We start from the raw sequence: 16,623 nt of genomic DNA, 5'->3' as shown, positions 1-16,623 counted from the left end.
CCCCCCCCCCCCCCACGGCCCGCACCCACGTACAGGAGCTAGGCCCGATAGGGCTCCAGCTGCTCCTTCTGCTCGGGAGTCAGCCGGCGGACCCGTCCGGTGGATTCGTCGACGAACGCCAGATGGGTGGTGGCGTTGACGCAGTCCTGGCCGGTCACTGGATCCTTGATGACGTAATGGACATCAAAACTTGCCCCCTTCACGGCGCCGACCCAAATCTCGACGGTTGCCGGGATGTTCCGGTACTCCAAGGTCCGGACGTACCGGACCTTGTGCTCCACCACCAGGGTCATGACCCCCTCTTCAACAGAGTCGAAGACGGAGACCGGCGGTTCTACTCCGGGGAGCCCGGCACCCGCGGGCGGGCCGAAGGCCGCGATGCGGGCTTCTTCGAGCATGCGCACGATCTGGACGTTGTTGATGTGCCCGTAGGCGTCCATGTCTCCCCAACGCATGGGCACCTGGACGGTAATTCGCGGGCTCAGCTGTGCACCGCCGTCGAGTCATCCACCACGATTTCCTCGGCATCCTCACCGGCAAACTGCGACATGTAGAGGCGGTGGTACGCACCCTGCAACGCGAGCAGTTGGTTGTGGTTGCCCTGCTCCACGATGCTGCCGTTTTCCATCACGAGGATGGTGTCGGCGTCGCGGATGGTGGACAAGCGGTGGGCGATGACGAAGCTGGTGCGGTCCGTGCGCAGGGCGGCCATGGCCTTCTGCAGCAGCAACTCGGTGCGGGTGTCCACGGAGCTCGTGGCCTCGTCCAGGATCAACAGCGAGGGATCGGAAACGAAAGCCCTCGCGATGGTGATGAGCTGCTTCTCGCCCGCGCTGACGTTGTTGCCTTCCTCGTCAATGATGGTCTGGTAGCCATCAGGCAGGGCGCGCACGAAGCGGTCCACATATGTTGCCTTGGCCGCCTCCATGATCTGTTCCTCGGTGGCGTCAAGGTTCCCGTACTTGATGTTGTCGTAGATGGATCCGCCGAACAGCCAAGCATCCTGGAGCACCATTCCCACCTTTGAGCGGAGCTCGGAACGGCTCAGCTCCTTGATGTCCACCCCGTCCAAGGTGATCCGGCCCGAATTGAGCTCGTAAAACCGCATAACGAGGTTGACGAGCGTGGTCTTGCCCGCACCTGTGGGCCCGACGATCGCCACGGTGTTTCCGGGCTCCGCGCTGAGTGACAGGTTCTCGATGAGCGGCTTGTCGGCCACATAGCTGAAGGACACGTTCTCGAACTCGACGTGGCCGTCTGTGCGAGCAGGCAGGTGGCGGGCCGCGTTCTCCGGATCCTGCTCGTCGGCATCCAGGAACTCGAACACACGCTCAGCTGAGGCGACACCGGACTGCAGCATGTTGGCCATGCCCGCGATCTGGCCGAGGGGTTGGGTGAATTCCCGCGAGTACTGGATGAACGCCGTGGCGTCACCAAGGCTCATGGAACCGGAAGCAACACGCAAACCACCGACAACGGCGATGCCCACGTAGCTGAGGTAGGAGACGAAGTTCATGGCCGGGAAGATGATTCCCGAAACGAACTGCGCCCCGAACGAGGCCTTGTACAGGGCTTCGTTCCGTTCGTCGAAACGCTCCAGCATGTCCGCGTCACGCCCGAAGACCTTGACGAGCTCATGGCCGGAGAATGATTCTTCGATCTGCCCGTTGAGCGAGCCGGTGTTCTTCCACTGGGCTGCGAAGAGCTTCTGGCTGCGGGCGCCGATGACGCCGGCAAGGACGCCGGAGAGCGGCAAGGCAAACAGCGCGATCAAGGCCAACTGCCAGGAGACGATGAACATCATCACGGTGATGCCCAAGACCGTCAGGACCGAGCTGACCAACTGCGCGAAGGCCTGCTGCAGGCCTTGCTGGACGTTGTCGACGTCGTTGGTCACCCGGGAGAGGATGTCGCCGCGCTGGCGGGTGTCGAAGTAGTTCAAGGGCAGGCGGTTGAGCTTGGCCTGGACATCATTGCGGAGGCGGTTGATGACCTTCATGACGATCCTGTTCAGGATGTAGCCCTGGGCCCACAGGAAGATGTTGGCCACGAAGTACATCAAGAGCACGATCGAGATCAGGAACGTGAGCTTGGAGAAGTTGATTCCGTTGGTGAGCTCCATCTTGGAGACCATGTCCGCGAAGTTGTTCTGTCCGGCTCGGCGGAGGCCCTCGGCGAAGGCCGCTTGGCTCACGCCGGGAGGCAATTGCTTGCCCATGACTCCACCGAAGATGACGTCCATGGCGCTGCCGAGGATCTTCGGGGCGATCACGTTCAAGACGACCGAGACCACCACGAGGCCGATGACGAAGACGACTCCGGCGGCCTCCGGTTTGAGCAACCCGAGGAGCCGCTTGGCGGACGGTCCGAACGCCTTGGCCTTCTTGGCGGGCAGGCTGCCGAACATGCCGCCGTCGGCTTCGCCCGGAGTGTATTCGGTCTCTTCGAAGTCCTCGTCGTCCACCACGGCGACGGCATTTGCAGTGCTGGCATCCTTTTGCTGATTCTGTTCGCTCATGCCACTTCCTCCGCGCTCAGCTGGGATTCGACGATCTCCTGGTACGTCGGCGACGTTTCCAGGAGTTCCTCATGCGTGCCGCGGTCAACGATCCTGCCGTTGTCCAGGACCAGGATCTGGTCCGCGTCCGCGATGGTCGAGACGCGCTGGGCCACGATGATGACCGTGGCATCCTGCGTCTTTGCTTTCAGCGCCCTGCGCAGGCGGGCGTCCGTAGCTACGTCCAAGGCCGAGAAGGAGTCGTCAAAGAGGTAGACCTTGGGCTGGGTCACGAGGGCCCGCGCGATGCAGAGACGCTGTCTCTGGCCGCCGGAGACGTTGGTGCCGCCCTGCGCGATCCTGCGGTTGAGGCCGGAGGACTTCTCCATCACGAAGTCCTTGGCCTGCGCGGTTTCGAGGGCATCCCAGAGTTCCTGGTCCGTGGCGTCGGTCTTGCCGAAGCGCAGGTTGTGCTCGATGGTTCCGGAGAACAAGTACGGCTTTTGCGGCACGGTGGCCACTCGGCTGGTGATTTCGTCGCGGTCCAGGCTGGTGACCGGTACGCCGTCGAGCAACACATCGCCGGACGCGACGTCGTACAGGCGCGGCAGGAGCGACACCAAGGTGGTCTTGCCCGCGCCGGTGGAGCCGATGATGGCGAGGGTCTGCCCGGGCTCCGCGGTGAATGAGATGTTGCTCAACACCGGAGCTTCAGCGCCGGGGTATTTGAAGGTGACGTCGCGGAATTCGACGCGTCCCTTCTTTTCCGCGGGCGCTATGGGGGCCTTCGGGTCGTGGATGGAGGGCTCGACGTCGAGAACCTCGCCGATGCGGTCCGCGCACACGGAGGCGCGCGGGATCATCATGGCCATGAAGGTGCCCATCATGACCGCCATGAGGATCTGCAGGAGGTACTGCAGGAACGCCGTCAACGAGCCAACCTGCATGTTGCCCGCGTCTACCCTTTGGCCGCCGAACCACAGCACTGCCGCCGTGGAGAGGTGCAGGATCATCCCGATGGCCGGGAACATCAAGACAAACAGGTTGCCGATCTTGACCGAAACCAGGGTGAGGTCTTTGTTGGCGTTGCCGAAGCGCTCGGCCTCGTACGGTTCGCGGACGAACGCCCGGACCACGCGGATGCCGATGATCTGCTCGCGGAGGACACCGTTGATGGCATCGATCTTCTTCTGCATCGAACGGAAGAGCGGCATGAGCCGGACCACGAGGTAGCCAACCACGGCCACGAGGACAGGCACCGATACCCAGACAAGCCACGAGAGGCTAAGGTCCTCGCGCAAGGCCATGATGATGCCGCCGACGCACATGATGGGCGTAGAGACCATGAAGTTCAGTCCCATGAGCATGAGCATCTGGACTTGCTGGACGTCGTTGGTGCCGCGGGTGATCAGCGTCGGCGCGCCGAAGCCGTTGACGTCCTTGGCCGAGAAGCTGCTGACCTTCCGGAAGACATCCCTCCGCAAGTCGCGGCCCATGGCCATGGCTACGCGGGATCCGAAATAGACGCCGGCGATGGCCGCGATGACCTGGCCGAACGCGACGGCGAGCATGAGGGCACCGGTCTGCCAGATGTAGTTGGTATCCCCCCGGGATACCCCTTCATCGATGATCTTTGCGTTGAGGCTTGGAAGGTAAAGGGTGGCAATGGTGGATGCCAACTGGAAGACGATAACGGCCAGTATCTGCGGCAAATACGGCTTGGAGTAGCGCCGTATCAGGGTGACAAGCATGCCCACGGATCCTTAATGAGAGTGCGCGAATGGTGCGAAATGACTAAACACATGGATAGCAGCACACGCTGACAGTATTAGCCCTTCAACTCTACGAAATCCGCCGCCGCAACGATATATCGATAGGCCAAGATCATCATTACGACATAGCTGAGCCGCTGCAGCGTTTCCAACTCGCTGCAGCGGCTCCCGCATCCGTCTGTGTCCGCGGTCAGCCCGCGTGCCGGCCAGTCTCCCCGGGCCGTGAGGCATCGCCTGCGAGGAGCAGCAAGGCGGCCCTTTCCTGGAGGCGGCGTTCGCGCTTGAGTTCCTTACGCAACGCGGCCAATTCTTCGGCGATCCGCGACTGCTCGACGGCGGTGGCTTGCTGTTCCTGCACGCGTGCCTGGAGCTCCCGCTGGGCGAGGCTGAGTTGAAGCTGCTGCTCGGCGAGCAACCGTTGCGTGCGGGCAAGCTGGTCCTGCACCTCGCGCAGGCCTGCGGCGGGCTCGGGACGTTCCTGGGTCAGGATGCGGGCAAACTCGCGGTCCAGCTCATCGTGCTCTTTCTCAGCTGCCGCACGGGCGCGGCTGGCGCCCAAGGGGGTGCCGCCGTCGTCGGCCGTTGAGAGCTGCCCTGCCTCGGGAAGGACACTGCCGTCCTCGATCACCGGCAGGGCGGCGGTATCGAGGCTCATCGCGGCCTCGCCGGAAGCGTTGGCCAGCAGGTCCTTCGCAGGCGTTGCGTCCACGGTTTTCCGCAGCGGAACTTCCTTGATGAAGAGCACCGCGAGGAAGCCGACAATGGCGATGATCGCTGCGATCATGAAGATCTGCGCGGTAGCGTCGCCGTAGGCGGCACGCATGATGTCGCGGATGGGCGCCGGCAGGTCCGTCAGGTCCATGCTCGCGTTGCTGGAACCGCCCTTCACCGGAATGTGCGCCGCCGCGAGTCCCTGGGTGGCCAGGTCCTTGACGTGGTTTGCCATGACCGCACCAAGGACGGACACGCCGATCGCACCGCCGAAGGAGCGGAAGAATGCGACGGATGCACTGGCCGTACCGATGTCCTGGGCACGGACCGTGTTCTGGACCGCAAGGACCAGGTTTTGCATCAGCAGGCCAAGGCCCAGGCCGAAGACTGCGGTGTAGCAGCAGGTGATCCACAGTTCGGTGGTGTGGTCGATGGTGCCGGTGAAGGCGAGGCCGCCGGCGAGCAATACCGTTCCCGCCACGAGGAACCGCTTCCACTTACCGAAGCGGCTGATCAACTGGCCCGAGACGACGGAGCCCATCAGGTTTCCGGCAATCATGGGCAGCGTCAGAAGGCCTGCCTCGGTGGGTGTGGCGCCGCGGGCTACCTGGAAGTATTGGCCAAGGAAGGTCGAGGAGCTGAACATCGCGATGCCGACCACAACCGAGGCGAGGATCGCCAGAGCAGTGGTGCGCTCGGAGATGATCTTCAGGGGAATGATGGGCTGCGCCACCTTGGATTCCACGAGCACCAGCAGCGCGAGCAGGAGCACGCCGCCACCAACCATCAGCGCGGACTGCCATGAGACCCAGTCGTAGTACTCCGGGTTGCCGGCGAAAGAAACCCAGATGAGGAGCAGGCTCACGCCGGAGGTCAGGAGAAGCGATCCGAGCCAGTCGATCTTGGCCGGGCGCTTGACGTGCTGGATCTTGAGGGTCACCTGAAGCAGGATGAGCGCGATGACCGCGAGCGGCACGCAGACGAAGAACGTCCAGCGCCAGCCGAGCGGGCTGTCAACGATGAAACCACCCAACAGCGGGCCTCCGGCAGTACCGACTGCCATGACGGCACCCATGTAACCGGAGTACTTGCCACGGTCCCGTGGCGGGATCATGGTGCCTATGATCGCCTGGGCCAGGGCGGTGAGGCCGCCCAAGGCGATGCCCTGGATGACGCGGGCGGTCAACAGGAAGGGAATGCTTTGGGAGAAGCCGGCCATGACCGAGCCTGCCACGAAGACCACGATGCTCAGCTGGACCAGCAGCTTCTTGTCGAAGAGGTCGGCGAGCTTGCCCCAGATGGGCGTGGTGGCGGCGTTGGCCAGCAGCGCGGCCGTGATGACCCAGGCGAAGTCAGTCTGCGTGCCGTGCAGGTCCGACATGATGGTCGGCAAGGCGTTGGCAACGATGGTGCTGCTGAGGATGGCGGTGAAGAATGCCGCGAGGAGGCCTGTCAGGGCTTCCATGATCTGGCGGTGCGTCATGGGCGCAGATGACGCCGGCACCGCCGTCGAACGTTCTTGTATTCGGGTTGCCATTGCTGCTGCTCCTAAGCTGGGTGGTTCGAGTGGTGGGAGCCGGCCGCCGTTGCCCGGACTGAGTGGTTGAGTGATGCAGTGAGCTTTTCCAGTACCCTCCCTGCTTCCAGGGCGTCCTCCTCGCTCCATTCCTCGAGGTAGGCCCGCAGGTTCAGGCTGCGCTGCTCTTCGAAGTCGCGGACCTTGGCGATGCCGGTTTCGGACAACGCCACCAATTGCGCGCGGCCGTCCGCGGGGTCGGGGCGCCGGACCACCAAACCGAGTTCCTCCAGTTCGGCGATGTGCCTGCTGAGGACCGGCGCGCTGACACCTAGGCGCGAAGCGAGCTTGGTGGCCCGCGACTCCCCCTCGCCGATGAAGCGCATCACTCCCTGCAGGGCGAAGCCGACATCGGCGTCCCTCGCGATGTTCGCGGTCACGATGCAACGCAGTACCCGCTGGAGATCGAAAATCTGATGGACGAGTTCGGTTGCCGTGCTGGATGCGACAGCCATGGATGACACCTCACTTTTGTTTGCCTAAAGCAACTATACGCCTAAATGATTGCTTTGGGAAACTAATGATGTGTGAGGTGCGTTAAACGCCAAGCGCGAGCTGGCAGCTGATGCCCTCAAAAACGGATTTTGAGGGCAGGTGCTGCCAGCTCGCGCTGGGTAGGGAGGTGACTTAGTCGCCCAAGTGCGTGGGGCCGAACATCTTCAGGAGGGTTTCAACCACGACGACGTTGGGGCCGTCCGCGGCGAAGCCTTCCTTGAGCGCGTCCCCGACTTCCTCCGGGGCGACGCGGCGCGCCGGGACGCCGAAAGCTTCGGCGAGCTTCACGAAGTCCGGACGGGCGAGCTCGGTGGCTGTGGCCTTGCCGAAGGCTCCCACCATGTATTCGCGCAGGATGCCGTACCCGCCGTCGTCCACGATCAGCCATGTGACCGGGACGTTGTGCTGCTTGGCGGTGGCGAGCTCGGAAATCGAGTACATGGCGGAGCCGTCTCCGGATACAGCCAGCACGCGGCTCGGTTTATCGACAGTTTCCAGCCCCACCGCGCCACCAATTGCCGCGGGGAATCCAAAACCGAGTCCACCCGCGCCCTGGGCCGAGTGGAACTGGCCTTCACGCGAATCCCAGCAGCTCCAGCCCCAATATGCGGAAATGGTCATGTCCCAGAAGGTCTGCATGTCCGCCGGAACTGCTTCGCGGATATCGGCCATGAACTTCAGTTCCTTGCCGAGGTCCTGCGACTCCAGGCGCGCCTTGACCTTGGCCAAGGACTCCTTCACGAGGTCCTCGGGCGTGACGCCGCGCCAGTCCGGTGCCGCCGCCGTAGGAGCCAGCGCCTCATCCAAGGCCGCAAGTGCCTGTCCGGCGTCGGCGCGGATACCCAATCCGGGCCGGTTGGACTCGAGGACCCGGGGTTCGGCGTCGATCTGGATGATGCGTCCGCGCGGCTCGAAGGTGAAGTAGTTGGACGTCACCTCACCGAGCGAAGAACCGATGACAATCAGCACATCGGCGTCCTCGAGGACGTCGGTCATGTGACGGTCTTCGATCCACGATTGCAGGGACAGTTCGTGGGTCCATGGGAATGCACCGTTGCCGCCGGGCGTGCAGATCACTGGGGCACGGAGCTTCTCGGCGATAGACTGGAGCGATTTTTCGGCGTGGCCGCGGCGCGTGCCGCCGCCGGCGATGATCGCCGGGCGCTTCGCCGTCGCGAGCCACTTGACGGCTTCGCGGATCAGCTCGACGCGCGGCGGGTTGTCGGCAGCTTCGGCGAGGGCGTCCTCCACTGGCGGGACCATGATGGGGTCCAGGAGCACGTTCTGCGGAATTTCGATCCACACCGGCCCCTGCGGGGAGGAAATCGCTTCGGTCCAGGCATCCTGGATGGCCGAGGGAATTCCGGACGCGTGCTGGATCAGGCGTTGGCTCTTGGTGACGTTCGCGGCCGAGGCTTTCTGGTCATCGAGTTGGTGCAGCATGCCCTTGCGGCGCGCGCCCAGGCCCTCCAGTGGAATCTGGCTCGCCACCACCACCATCGGGACACCTGTGGCGTACGCCTCCTGCAGGCCGGCCAACGACGTCAAAGCGCCCGGACCGGTGGAGAGGAACAGCACCCCGACCTCACCGGTTGCACGGGAGTACCCGTCCGCGGCGAAAGCCGAGTTGTTCTCCACGCGGGAGGACACGAAGTGCAGCTTGCCGCGGCCCATCGCGTCGAACAGGCCCAGGGCGTGCTGGCCCGGAATGCCGAAGACGGTCTTCGCGCCCAGCGCTTCAAGGGTCTCGACGACGAGGTCCCCGCCGTTGCGGACATCCGTGCCCTTCGTAGGGGCGGCTGTACCGGGATCGAAGTCGATCATGATTGCGCTCCGGCGGGGGTGGCCGCAAAACCGGCCGGGCGGCGGACTTCCTGTCCGAGGGCCTGGGCAGCGTAGCCGGTCGGCGCGCCATGGCGGTTGCCTTCCACGGCGTTGTCCGCCATGAGGGTGACGAGCTCATAGGCAACGTGGCTGCCGGCCACACCCGTGATTTCGGCGTGGTCATAGGCCGGTGATACCTCGACAATGTCTGCCCCGATGAGGTTCATGCCGCGGAAGCCGCGGATGATCTCCAGGAGCTCGCGGCTCGTGATGCCGCCGGCCTCCGGCGTGCCGGTGCCCGGCGCGTGGGCCGGGTCGAGGACGTCGATGTCGACGGAGATGTAGAGGGGACGGTTGCCGATGCGGTCGCGGATCTTTGCCACAGTTTCCAGGACGCCTTGGTAGTAGACGTCGGCCGAGGTGACAATGCCGAAGCCGAAGCGGTGGTCGTCGTCGAGGTCCTTCTTGCCGTACAGCGGGCCGCGGGTACCGACGTGGCTGATCGCCTCGGTGTCGAGGATGCCTTCCTCAACGGCGCGCCGGAACGGGGTGCCGTGGGTGTACTCGGCGCCGAAGTAGGTGTCCCACGTGTCGAGGTGGGCGTCGAAGTGCAGCATGGCGACGGGCTCGCCGGCGCGTTCGGCGGCGGCGCGGAGCAGCGGCAAGGCGATGGTGTGGTCGCCACCGAGCGTGACGAGCTTGCTTCCGTTGGCCGTCAGGTCCAGTGCGTTCTGCTGGATGGTCTCGATGGCTTCATTGATGTTGAACGGGTTCACCGCCATGTCGCCCGCATCGGCCACCTGGACGTTTTCAAAGGGGCTGACGTCCCATGCCGGGTTGTATGGGCGCAGCAGGCGGCTGGCTTCACGTACGTGGTTGGCGCCGAAGCGGGCGCCGGGGCGGTAGGAAACACCGGAGTCGAAGGGAACGCCGACCACCGTGACGTCGGCCTTGGAAACCTGGTCCAAGCGGGGCAGGCGGGCATAGGTGGCAGCGCCGGCATAGCGCGGGATACGGGCCGAATCAATGGGACCAAGGTTGCCGTTGGCCTCGATACGAAGCTCTTCCAAAATGCGCCGCTCCTTTGCGAATAGGCGGGATGGGGTATGACTGTGACTCCCATCATACACTCAAAGTTGTCCTATATGCACCACATGTTTACAGCCGAAGTACACTGTCACATTGGTGACACCGGCCACACGGGCCGTAAAGATTCCATAAAAACCGCCCGCACCTCCCCGGCCCACCCGTACGCTCCATCTGGAGCAGCTTCCAGGCTGCGCGAAAGGACCATGTGACAACGCTGACCAGGCCGCCGGCCGAACCCTCTGACCGGCAGAAGCCCGCACGCGATATCGAACGCGGACAATTCAAGCGATGGCTGCTCGACGGTCTGCCTGAGACCTCGGGAAAGCGCCAGGGTCCGCACGGCACGCCGGATGAGGGCCACACTCCCGAATCCTGGTGGAAGGTCATGTGCCTCACCGGCGTCGACTACTTCTCCACCCTCGGCTATCAGCCGGCCATCGCAGCACTCGCGGCGGGCATCGTCTCGCCGCTCGCCACGATTGTCCTGGTCGCTGTCACCCTTCTCGGAGCCCTGCCCGTCTATCGGCGGGTAGCTGCCGAAAGCGCCCACGGCGAAGGCTCGATCGCGATGCTCGAGCGGCTCCTCCCCCGCTGGGGCGGCAAACTCTTCGTCCTCGCATTGCTTGGATTCGCCGCGACGGACTTCATGATCACCATGACGCTCTCCGCCGCGGATGCGAGCGCCCACGCCATCGAAAACCCCTTTGCGCCGCAATGGCTCCACGGGCAGGAAATCACCATCACCTTGGCCCTCATCGCCGGGCTTGGCGTTGTGTTCCTCAGGGGGTTCAAGGAGGCCATCAACGTAGCTGTCGTGCTCGTAGGCGCCTATCTGGTGCTCAACGCCGTCGTCGTCGCGGTCGGATTGGCGCACGTGGTGACCGAGGCACATGTGGTGACCGATTGGTGGGCGGCGCTGAACCAGCAGCACGGCAACCCGTTGATCATGGTGGGCATCGCGCTGCTGGTCTTCCCGAAACTTGCCCTGGGCCTCTCAGGATTCGAAACCGGCGTCGCAGTCATGCCCCAGATCAAGGGCAGCCCAAGCGATACCGAGGAGCATCCCGTTGGCCGCATCCGCGGCACCCACAAACTGCTCACGACGGCGGCACTCATCATGAGTGCCTTCCTGGTGGCTTCGAGCTTCATCACCACGTTCCTGATTCCGGCCGCTGAATTCCAGCCGGGAGGCAAAGCCGACGGACGTGCCCTCGCATTCCTTGCGCACCAATTCCTGGGCGACGGCTTCGGCACGGTCTACGACATCAGCACCATCGCCATCCTGTGGTTTGCGGGTGCCTCGGCCATGGCCGGCCTGCTGAACCTCGTGCCGCGCTATTTGCCGCGCTTCGGCATGGCCCCTGCGTGGACCAGGGCCGTCCGCCCGCTGGTCCTGGTGTTCACCGCCGTCGCTTTCATCATCACCTTGGTCTTCGAGGCAAACGTGGAAGCCCAAGGCGGTGCGTACGCCACCGGGGTCCTGGTCCTCATGACCTCGGCCTCGATCGCTGTCACCCTGTCGGCACGCCGGAAGAAGCAGGGGGCCAAGACCCTCGCTTTCGGTGCGGTGGCGGTCGTCTTCGCCTACACGACCGTGGCGAACGTGGTGGAACGCCCTGACGGCATCAGGATCGCGGCCCTGTTCATCCTTGGCATTGTCCTGGTGAGCTTCGCGTCGAGGGTGCGCCGGTCGTTCGAACTGCGGGCCACGCAGATCAAGATGGACCAGATGGCCCTCGAGTTCACGGCCTCAAACGAGGAAGGTCCCATCCGGATCATCGCGCACGAACCCAAGCGGGTGAGCGCCGACCGGTATGAGCTGAAGCTAAAGCACGCCCAACAAGCGAACCACTTGCCCGTGGACAGCGACGCGATCTTCATCGAGGTCATCGTGGACGACAGCTCCGACTTCGAACAGGAACTCCTGGTGGTGGGCAAGATACGGCACGGCTTCAAGATCCTGGAGGTCCACAGCAACAACGTGCCCAACACGCTGGCCGCGGTGCTCCTCCACATCAGGGACGTCACCGGGCTCATGCCGCACATCTATTTCCGCTGGACCGAAGGGAATCCGATCGCCAACCTGAGCAAGTTCCTCTTCTTCGGCGAGGGCGAGATTGCACCGGTGACCCGAGAAGTGCTGCGCGAAGCCGAGCCGGACATCACGCGCAGGCCCTGGGTGCACGTGGGCTGAACATGGCAGTGTTGGTGCCGCTCCCCCCTGATCGGAAGGTGCGGCACCAACACAGTCTTTCCTAGCTGATCGCGGAGGCGCCACGCTCCCCGGTCCGGACCCGCACGGCTTCGGAAACTTCGACGGTCCAAATCTTCCCGTCTCCGAACCGGCCCGTACTGGCACCGGAGATAATGGCGTCCACAATTCCGTCCGCCAAATCGTCCGTGGCCAGGACCTCCACCCGGATTTTGGGAAGGAGATCGGAATTGTATTCCGCGCCCCGGTACACCTCTACGAAGCCCCGTTGTTGGCCATAACCGTTCGCTTGGCTCACGGTCATCCCATTGACTCCGAAGCGTTCCAAAGCTTCCCGGACCTGGTCGATCCGCTCGGGCCTCACAATGGCCGTGACCAGTTTCACGTCGATGCCTTGCTGCGCATCCGATCTGGCTTCCCGTTGGAGCTGGCTTCCGGGTCCACGCCGGAGCTCAACGGAGTCTTGCCGTTCTGCGGTTCGGCGGGATTGAAGGAGCCGCCAATCATGGCCAGTTCGTAGGCGGTCTCGGCGTGCTCCGTGATGTCGATGCCGGCCAGCTCTTCGTGCTCCTTGACCCGCATGCCGATTGTCTTGTGGATGGCCAGACCGATGAGCGTCGTCATGATCGCCGTCCACGCGGTGACCACCAGGGCCGTCAATATCTGGGGCCAGAATTGGCTCAGGCCGCCGCCGTAGAACAGGCCTCCCTCAGTCTTCGCCGAGGGTACCGCGAAGAATCCGAGGGACAGGGTTCCCCACAAGCCGCCGACAAAGTGGACGGCAACGACGTCCAATGAGTCGTCCAGGCCGATCTTGAACTTAAGTCCGATGGCAAGTGCGCAGACGGCACCGGCAATGATGCCGATGGCGATGGCGCCCAGGGGATCCACGAATCCACAAGCCGGGGTAACTGCCACCAAGCCCGCCACGGCGCCGGATGCCGCACCGAGGGACGTCGCGTGACCATCGCGGAGCCGTTCGACAAGAAGCCAACCGAGGAGCGCCGCGCTTGTGGCCAAGAGGGTGTTGGTCCAGGCGACCGCAGCGATTCCGTCAGCGGCAAGTTCCGAACCGGCGTTGAATCCGAACCAACCGAACCACAGCAAGCCTGCTCCGAGCATCACGAAGGGGAGGTTGTGCGGCCGGATGTTGGGATCCTTCATGAACCCGAGCCGCTTGCCGAGCACCACCGCGAGCATCAGCCCGGCCATGCCCGCGTTCATGTGGACAACGGTGCCGCCGGCAAAGTCAAGCGCTGAGATCTTGCTGCCGATGATCCCGGTGGATCCGAAGAGACCGCCGCCCCAGACCCAGTGGGCGATCGGCGCGTAGACAATGGTGACCCAGAGGCCGGCAAAGAGCAGCCAGGGGCCAAACCTGACACGTTCGGCCACCGCGCCGCTGATCAGCGCGACCGTGATGATGGCGAAGGTGGCTTGGAATCCTATGAAGACCATGTCCGGCAGCCCCGGGGCTTTCCCGCCGATGACGCTGGAAAGTCCGCTGAGTCCGAAGTTCGCGAAGGGATCCCCGATGAAGCCGCCCAAAGTATCCGGGCCGAACGCGAGTCCGTAGCCCCACAGGGCCCAGACCACCGCGACCACGCCAATGGCGCCGAAGCTCATCATCATGATGTTGAGGACGGACTTCATCCTGACCAGGCCGCCGTAGAAGAACGCCAAGCCTGGCGTCATGAGAAGGACGAGGGCCGAAGCTGCAAGCATCCAGGCTGTTGCGCCCGGATCGAGGGTCTGGGGGTTCACGTCCAGGCCTACGCTGAAGAAAACTGGGTTCATTTTGGGAGCCTTCCTGCATAGTCGGCGCTCCATGGCGCCCGCACGGCGAGACCATTTTTAAAACGAACAGGTCCTGGCACCTGGGGAATTACCAACCGCGGTACCGACCTTGACGAGTTGCCTTGACTCGAAGGTACAGCCGCCCTGTTTCAGCATTCGGCATGGATCATTTCAGGCGCGTAACACCAAAGGCCCTTGGGTTAAATCCTGAAGTCGGTCTTGTTTCCGGCGTGTTTCGCCGCGTGTCGGCGCCCTCCGGCGCCGGGTAGGAAAGCGTCAGCGGCTTGCTGCAGGCACCAGGATCCAGAGCACCTCGACGGGCTCGTCCGTCGGATTGACCCAGGTGTGCGGCTCGCGGCCCGGAAAGGACAAAGTGTCCCCCTCTTCGAGCTCGTACTCCTCGTTGGTCAGGATCAGCTTGATGCGGCCCTTCACGACATGCAGGACGTCAACGTCGCAGTCAACGGCGTACAGCTCGGATTCGCCCCGCCCGCGTGGCTCGATGGACGCCTGAAGGATCTGCAGCCGCCGTTCCGACCGGGCGGTCAGGAGCCGCTCCACGATCCCCTGGCCACCGAGCGAAATCCGCGGAGCGTCGTCGCGCCGGGTCAGGTGGGTCTCCGGTGCCGCGAACAGCTCGCCGATCGACACCGAAAGAACTTGGCAGAGAGTCACGAGTGAAGCGACCGACGGCGATGTCAGGTCGCGCTCCACGCGACTCAGGAACCCCTTGGTCAGGCCGGTGGCATCGGCAACTTGCTCTATGGTGAGCCGCTGCGATTGACGGGCGGCGCGGATTCTGGAACCGATGGCGACAGGGACGTTGCTCGGTTCAACGGGAAGAGCCTTCATTCACGAACCTTTCAGGCCGTTGGTGCGGCCCCACTATTGCAGCAATAGTAACCGCCCCTTGACTGTAACTCGCATCACTAAGTATCCTCATGGGCAACAAGTGTTGTTTGTGAGGCACACCTCGCAGGCTACCGTCCCCAATCACGAGCGCAGAGACCTTCCGCAACCCCGCAGCCAAACCCAGCGAACCGGCGTCGGAATCCCCAAGCACTCTGCGCAGTCACTCTCAGGAGCCAACCTTGGACTCTTCGTTCATCAATATTGCGATCGTGGTGGTGTATTTGCTCGCCATGCTGGCCTTTGGCTGGTGGGGCAAATCGCGCACCAAGAACAACAGCGACTTCCTGGTGGCAGGACGCCGCCTTGGCCCGATGCTCTACACCGGCACCATGGCCGCCGTCGTCCTCGGCGGCGCTTCAACGGTTGGCGGCGTGGGCCTCGGATACAAGTTCGGCATCTCCGGCATGTGGCTGGTTGTCGCGATCGGTTCCGGCGTGCTCCTCCTGAGCCTGCTTTTCGCCGGCACCATCCAGCGGCTGAAGATCTACACCGTCTCCCAGATGTTGAGCCTGCGCTATGGCCAGCGCGCCACGCAGACGTCCGGCATCGTCATGCTCGCCTACACCCTCATGCTGTGCGCCACATCCACGGGCGCCTACGCCACCATCTTCGTCGTCCTCTTTGGCTGGGAGCGCTGGCTCGCCATCGCCGTCGGCGGCGCAATCGTCCTCGTGTACTCCACCATCGGCGGCATGTGGTCCATCACCCTCGCCGACCAGGTGCAGTTCATCATCAAGACGGTGGGCATCTTCCTCCTCATGCTCCCCTTCGCACTCAACGCGGCAGGCGGCCTGGACGGCATCCGCGCACGTGTTGACGCCAGCTTCTTCCAGTTGGACGGCATCGGGGCGCAGACCATCATCACCTACTTCGTGGTCTACACCCTGGGCCTGCTGATCGGCCAGGACATCTGGCAGCGCGTCTTCACCGCGAAGACCCCGAAGGTGGCCCGTTGGGGCGGCGCCACCGCCGGCGTCTACTGCGTCTTGTACGGCGTCGCCGGCGCATTGATCGGCCTGGCCGCCCGGGTGGCACTGCCCAACATCAACGCCAAGGCACTGGGCAAAGACGTTGTCTACGCGGAGGTTGCCACGCACATCCTTCCGATCGGCATCGGAGGCCTCGTCATGGCCGCAGCGGTCGCGGCCATGATGTCCACCGCGTCCGGAGCCCTCATCGCCGCGGCCACCGTTGCCCGCGCCGACGTGGTCCCCTTCGTCGCAAGCTGGTTCGGCAAGACCATCAACACCGACGACACCGAAAACCCCGAGCACGACGTCAAGGCAAACCGGTACTGGGTCCTCGGGCTCGGTGTCCTGGCCGTCTTGATTTCGATGGCGGCCCAGGACGTCGTGGTGGCCCTGACCATCGCCTACGACATCCTGGTAGGCGGGCTCCTGGTCGCAATCCTGGGCGGCCTGGTGTGGAAGCGCGGCACGGGCGTCGCCGCCGCGTGGTCCATGGCGGTGGGGTCCGTACTGACCCTGGCCCTGCTGATCGCGTACGCCACGGGCATCATCCCGAGCGAAGACGGCGTCTACGCCAACGATCCCATCTACTGGGGCCTCGGCGCATCGCTGCTCGTCTACGTCGTGGTCTCCCTTGTTACTCCGCCGACAGAGCCGGAAGTCCGCGCGGCTTGGGACCGCCGCGTCACGGGAGCAACCGAGGAACTCCCCTTGGAGGTCCACCCGGTGGCCACCCACGCGGGCCACTAGCCCTCACGGTAGTCAGCACG

General features: G+C 63.9%; 12 protein-coding genes. 2 read left to right on the top strand and 10 right to left on the bottom strand.

Annotated features, from left to right (window positions below; translation table 11 throughout):
* Positions 1 to 38: 38 nt before the first annotated feature.
* The 7 genes from L0B83_RS07620 to speB form a co-directional block, all read right to left on the bottom strand.
* Positions 39 to 455, bottom strand: coding sequence for an acyl-CoA thioesterase (locus L0B83_RS07620; RefSeq protein WP_234757804.1), 417 nt, complete (start codon positions 453 to 455; stop codon positions 39 to 41).
* Positions 456 to 481: 26 nt separating this feature from the next.
* Positions 482 to 2,518: an ABC transporter ATP-binding protein gene (locus tag L0B83_RS07615; RefSeq protein WP_234757803.1), complete on the bottom strand. Its 2,037-nt coding sequence runs from the start codon at positions 2,516 to 2,518 to the stop codon at positions 482 to 484.
* Positions 2,515 to 4,248 (bottom strand): ABC transporter ATP-binding protein, encoded by a 1,734-nt coding sequence (locus L0B83_RS07610; RefSeq protein WP_234757802.1) that lies wholly within the window; start codon positions 4,246 to 4,248, stop codon positions 2,515 to 2,517. The genes L0B83_RS07615 and L0B83_RS07610 overlap by 4 nt, the downstream gene beginning before the upstream one ends.
* A gap of 211 nt (positions 4,249 to 4,459) precedes the next feature.
* Positions 4,460 to 6,517 carry an MFS transporter gene (locus L0B83_RS07605; RefSeq protein ID WP_234757801.1) on the bottom strand — a complete coding sequence of 686 codons (2,058 nt, stop codon included), beginning with the start codon at positions 6,515 to 6,517 and terminating at the stop codon, positions 4,460 to 4,462.
* 11 nt (positions 6,518 to 6,528) lie between these two features.
* Entirely contained in the window at positions 6,529 to 7,011 is a 483-nt protein-coding gene (locus tag L0B83_RS07600) for a MarR family winged helix-turn-helix transcriptional regulator (RefSeq protein WP_234757800.1), read from the bottom strand.
* 172 nt (positions 7,012 to 7,183) lie between these two features.
* Positions 7,184 to 8,875: a thiamine pyrophosphate-binding protein gene (locus L0B83_RS07595; protein ID WP_234757799.1), complete on the bottom strand. Its 1,692-nt coding sequence runs from the start codon at positions 8,873 to 8,875 to the stop codon at positions 7,184 to 7,186.
* Entirely contained in the window at positions 8,872 to 9,945 is a 1,074-nt protein-coding gene (gene speB / locus L0B83_RS07590) for an agmatinase (RefSeq protein WP_234757798.1), read from the bottom strand. The genes L0B83_RS07595 and speB overlap by 4 nt, the downstream gene beginning before the upstream one ends.
* A gap of 224 nt (positions 9,946 to 10,169) precedes the next feature.
* Between speB and L0B83_RS07585 the strand changes: the two genes are divergently transcribed.
* Positions 10,170 to 12,158: an APC family permease gene (locus L0B83_RS07585; protein ID WP_234757797.1), complete on the top strand. Its 1,989-nt coding sequence runs from the start codon at positions 10,170 to 10,172 to the stop codon at positions 12,156 to 12,158.
* A 61-nt stretch (positions 12,159 to 12,219) separates the two neighbouring features.
* On the opposite strand, the gene L0B83_RS07580 is transcribed toward L0B83_RS07585, so the two are convergent.
* The 3 genes from L0B83_RS07580 to L0B83_RS07570 all read right to left on the bottom strand — a co-directional run bounded on the left by L0B83_RS07580 (position 12,220) and on the right by L0B83_RS07570 (position 14,825).
* A complete protein-coding gene (locus L0B83_RS07580) occupies positions 12,220 to 12,561 on the bottom strand; it encodes a P-II family nitrogen regulator (RefSeq protein WP_234757796.1) in 342 nt (113 codons plus the stop codon).
* Positions 12,558 to 13,973 (bottom strand): ammonium transporter, encoded by a 1,416-nt coding sequence (locus L0B83_RS07575; protein ID WP_234757795.1) that lies wholly within the window; start codon positions 13,971 to 13,973, stop codon positions 12,558 to 12,560. The genes L0B83_RS07580 and L0B83_RS07575 overlap by 4 nt, the downstream gene beginning before the upstream one ends.
* Before the next feature lie 276 nt (positions 13,974 to 14,249).
* Entirely contained in the window at positions 14,250 to 14,825 is a 576-nt protein-coding gene (locus L0B83_RS07570) for a helix-turn-helix domain-containing protein (RefSeq protein ID WP_234757794.1), read from the bottom strand.
* Positions 14,826 to 15,064: 239 nt separating this feature from the next.
* On the opposite strand from L0B83_RS07570, the gene L0B83_RS07565 reads away from it, so the two are divergent.
* Positions 15,065 to 16,603 carry a sodium:solute symporter family protein gene (locus L0B83_RS07565; protein ID WP_234757793.1) on the top strand — a complete coding sequence of 513 codons (1,539 nt, stop codon included), beginning with the start codon at positions 15,065 to 15,067 and terminating at the stop codon, positions 16,601 to 16,603.
* Positions 16,604 to 16,623: the final 20 nt, after the last annotated feature.

This window comes from Arthrobacter alkaliphilus (assembly GCF_021483235.1).
GTDB classification, from domain to species: domain Bacteria; phylum Actinomycetota; class Actinomycetes; order Actinomycetales; family Micrococcaceae; genus Arthrobacter; species Arthrobacter alkaliphilus.
Note: the sequence above shows the minus strand (reverse complement) of the source record. Positions and strands in the feature narration are given on the sequence as shown.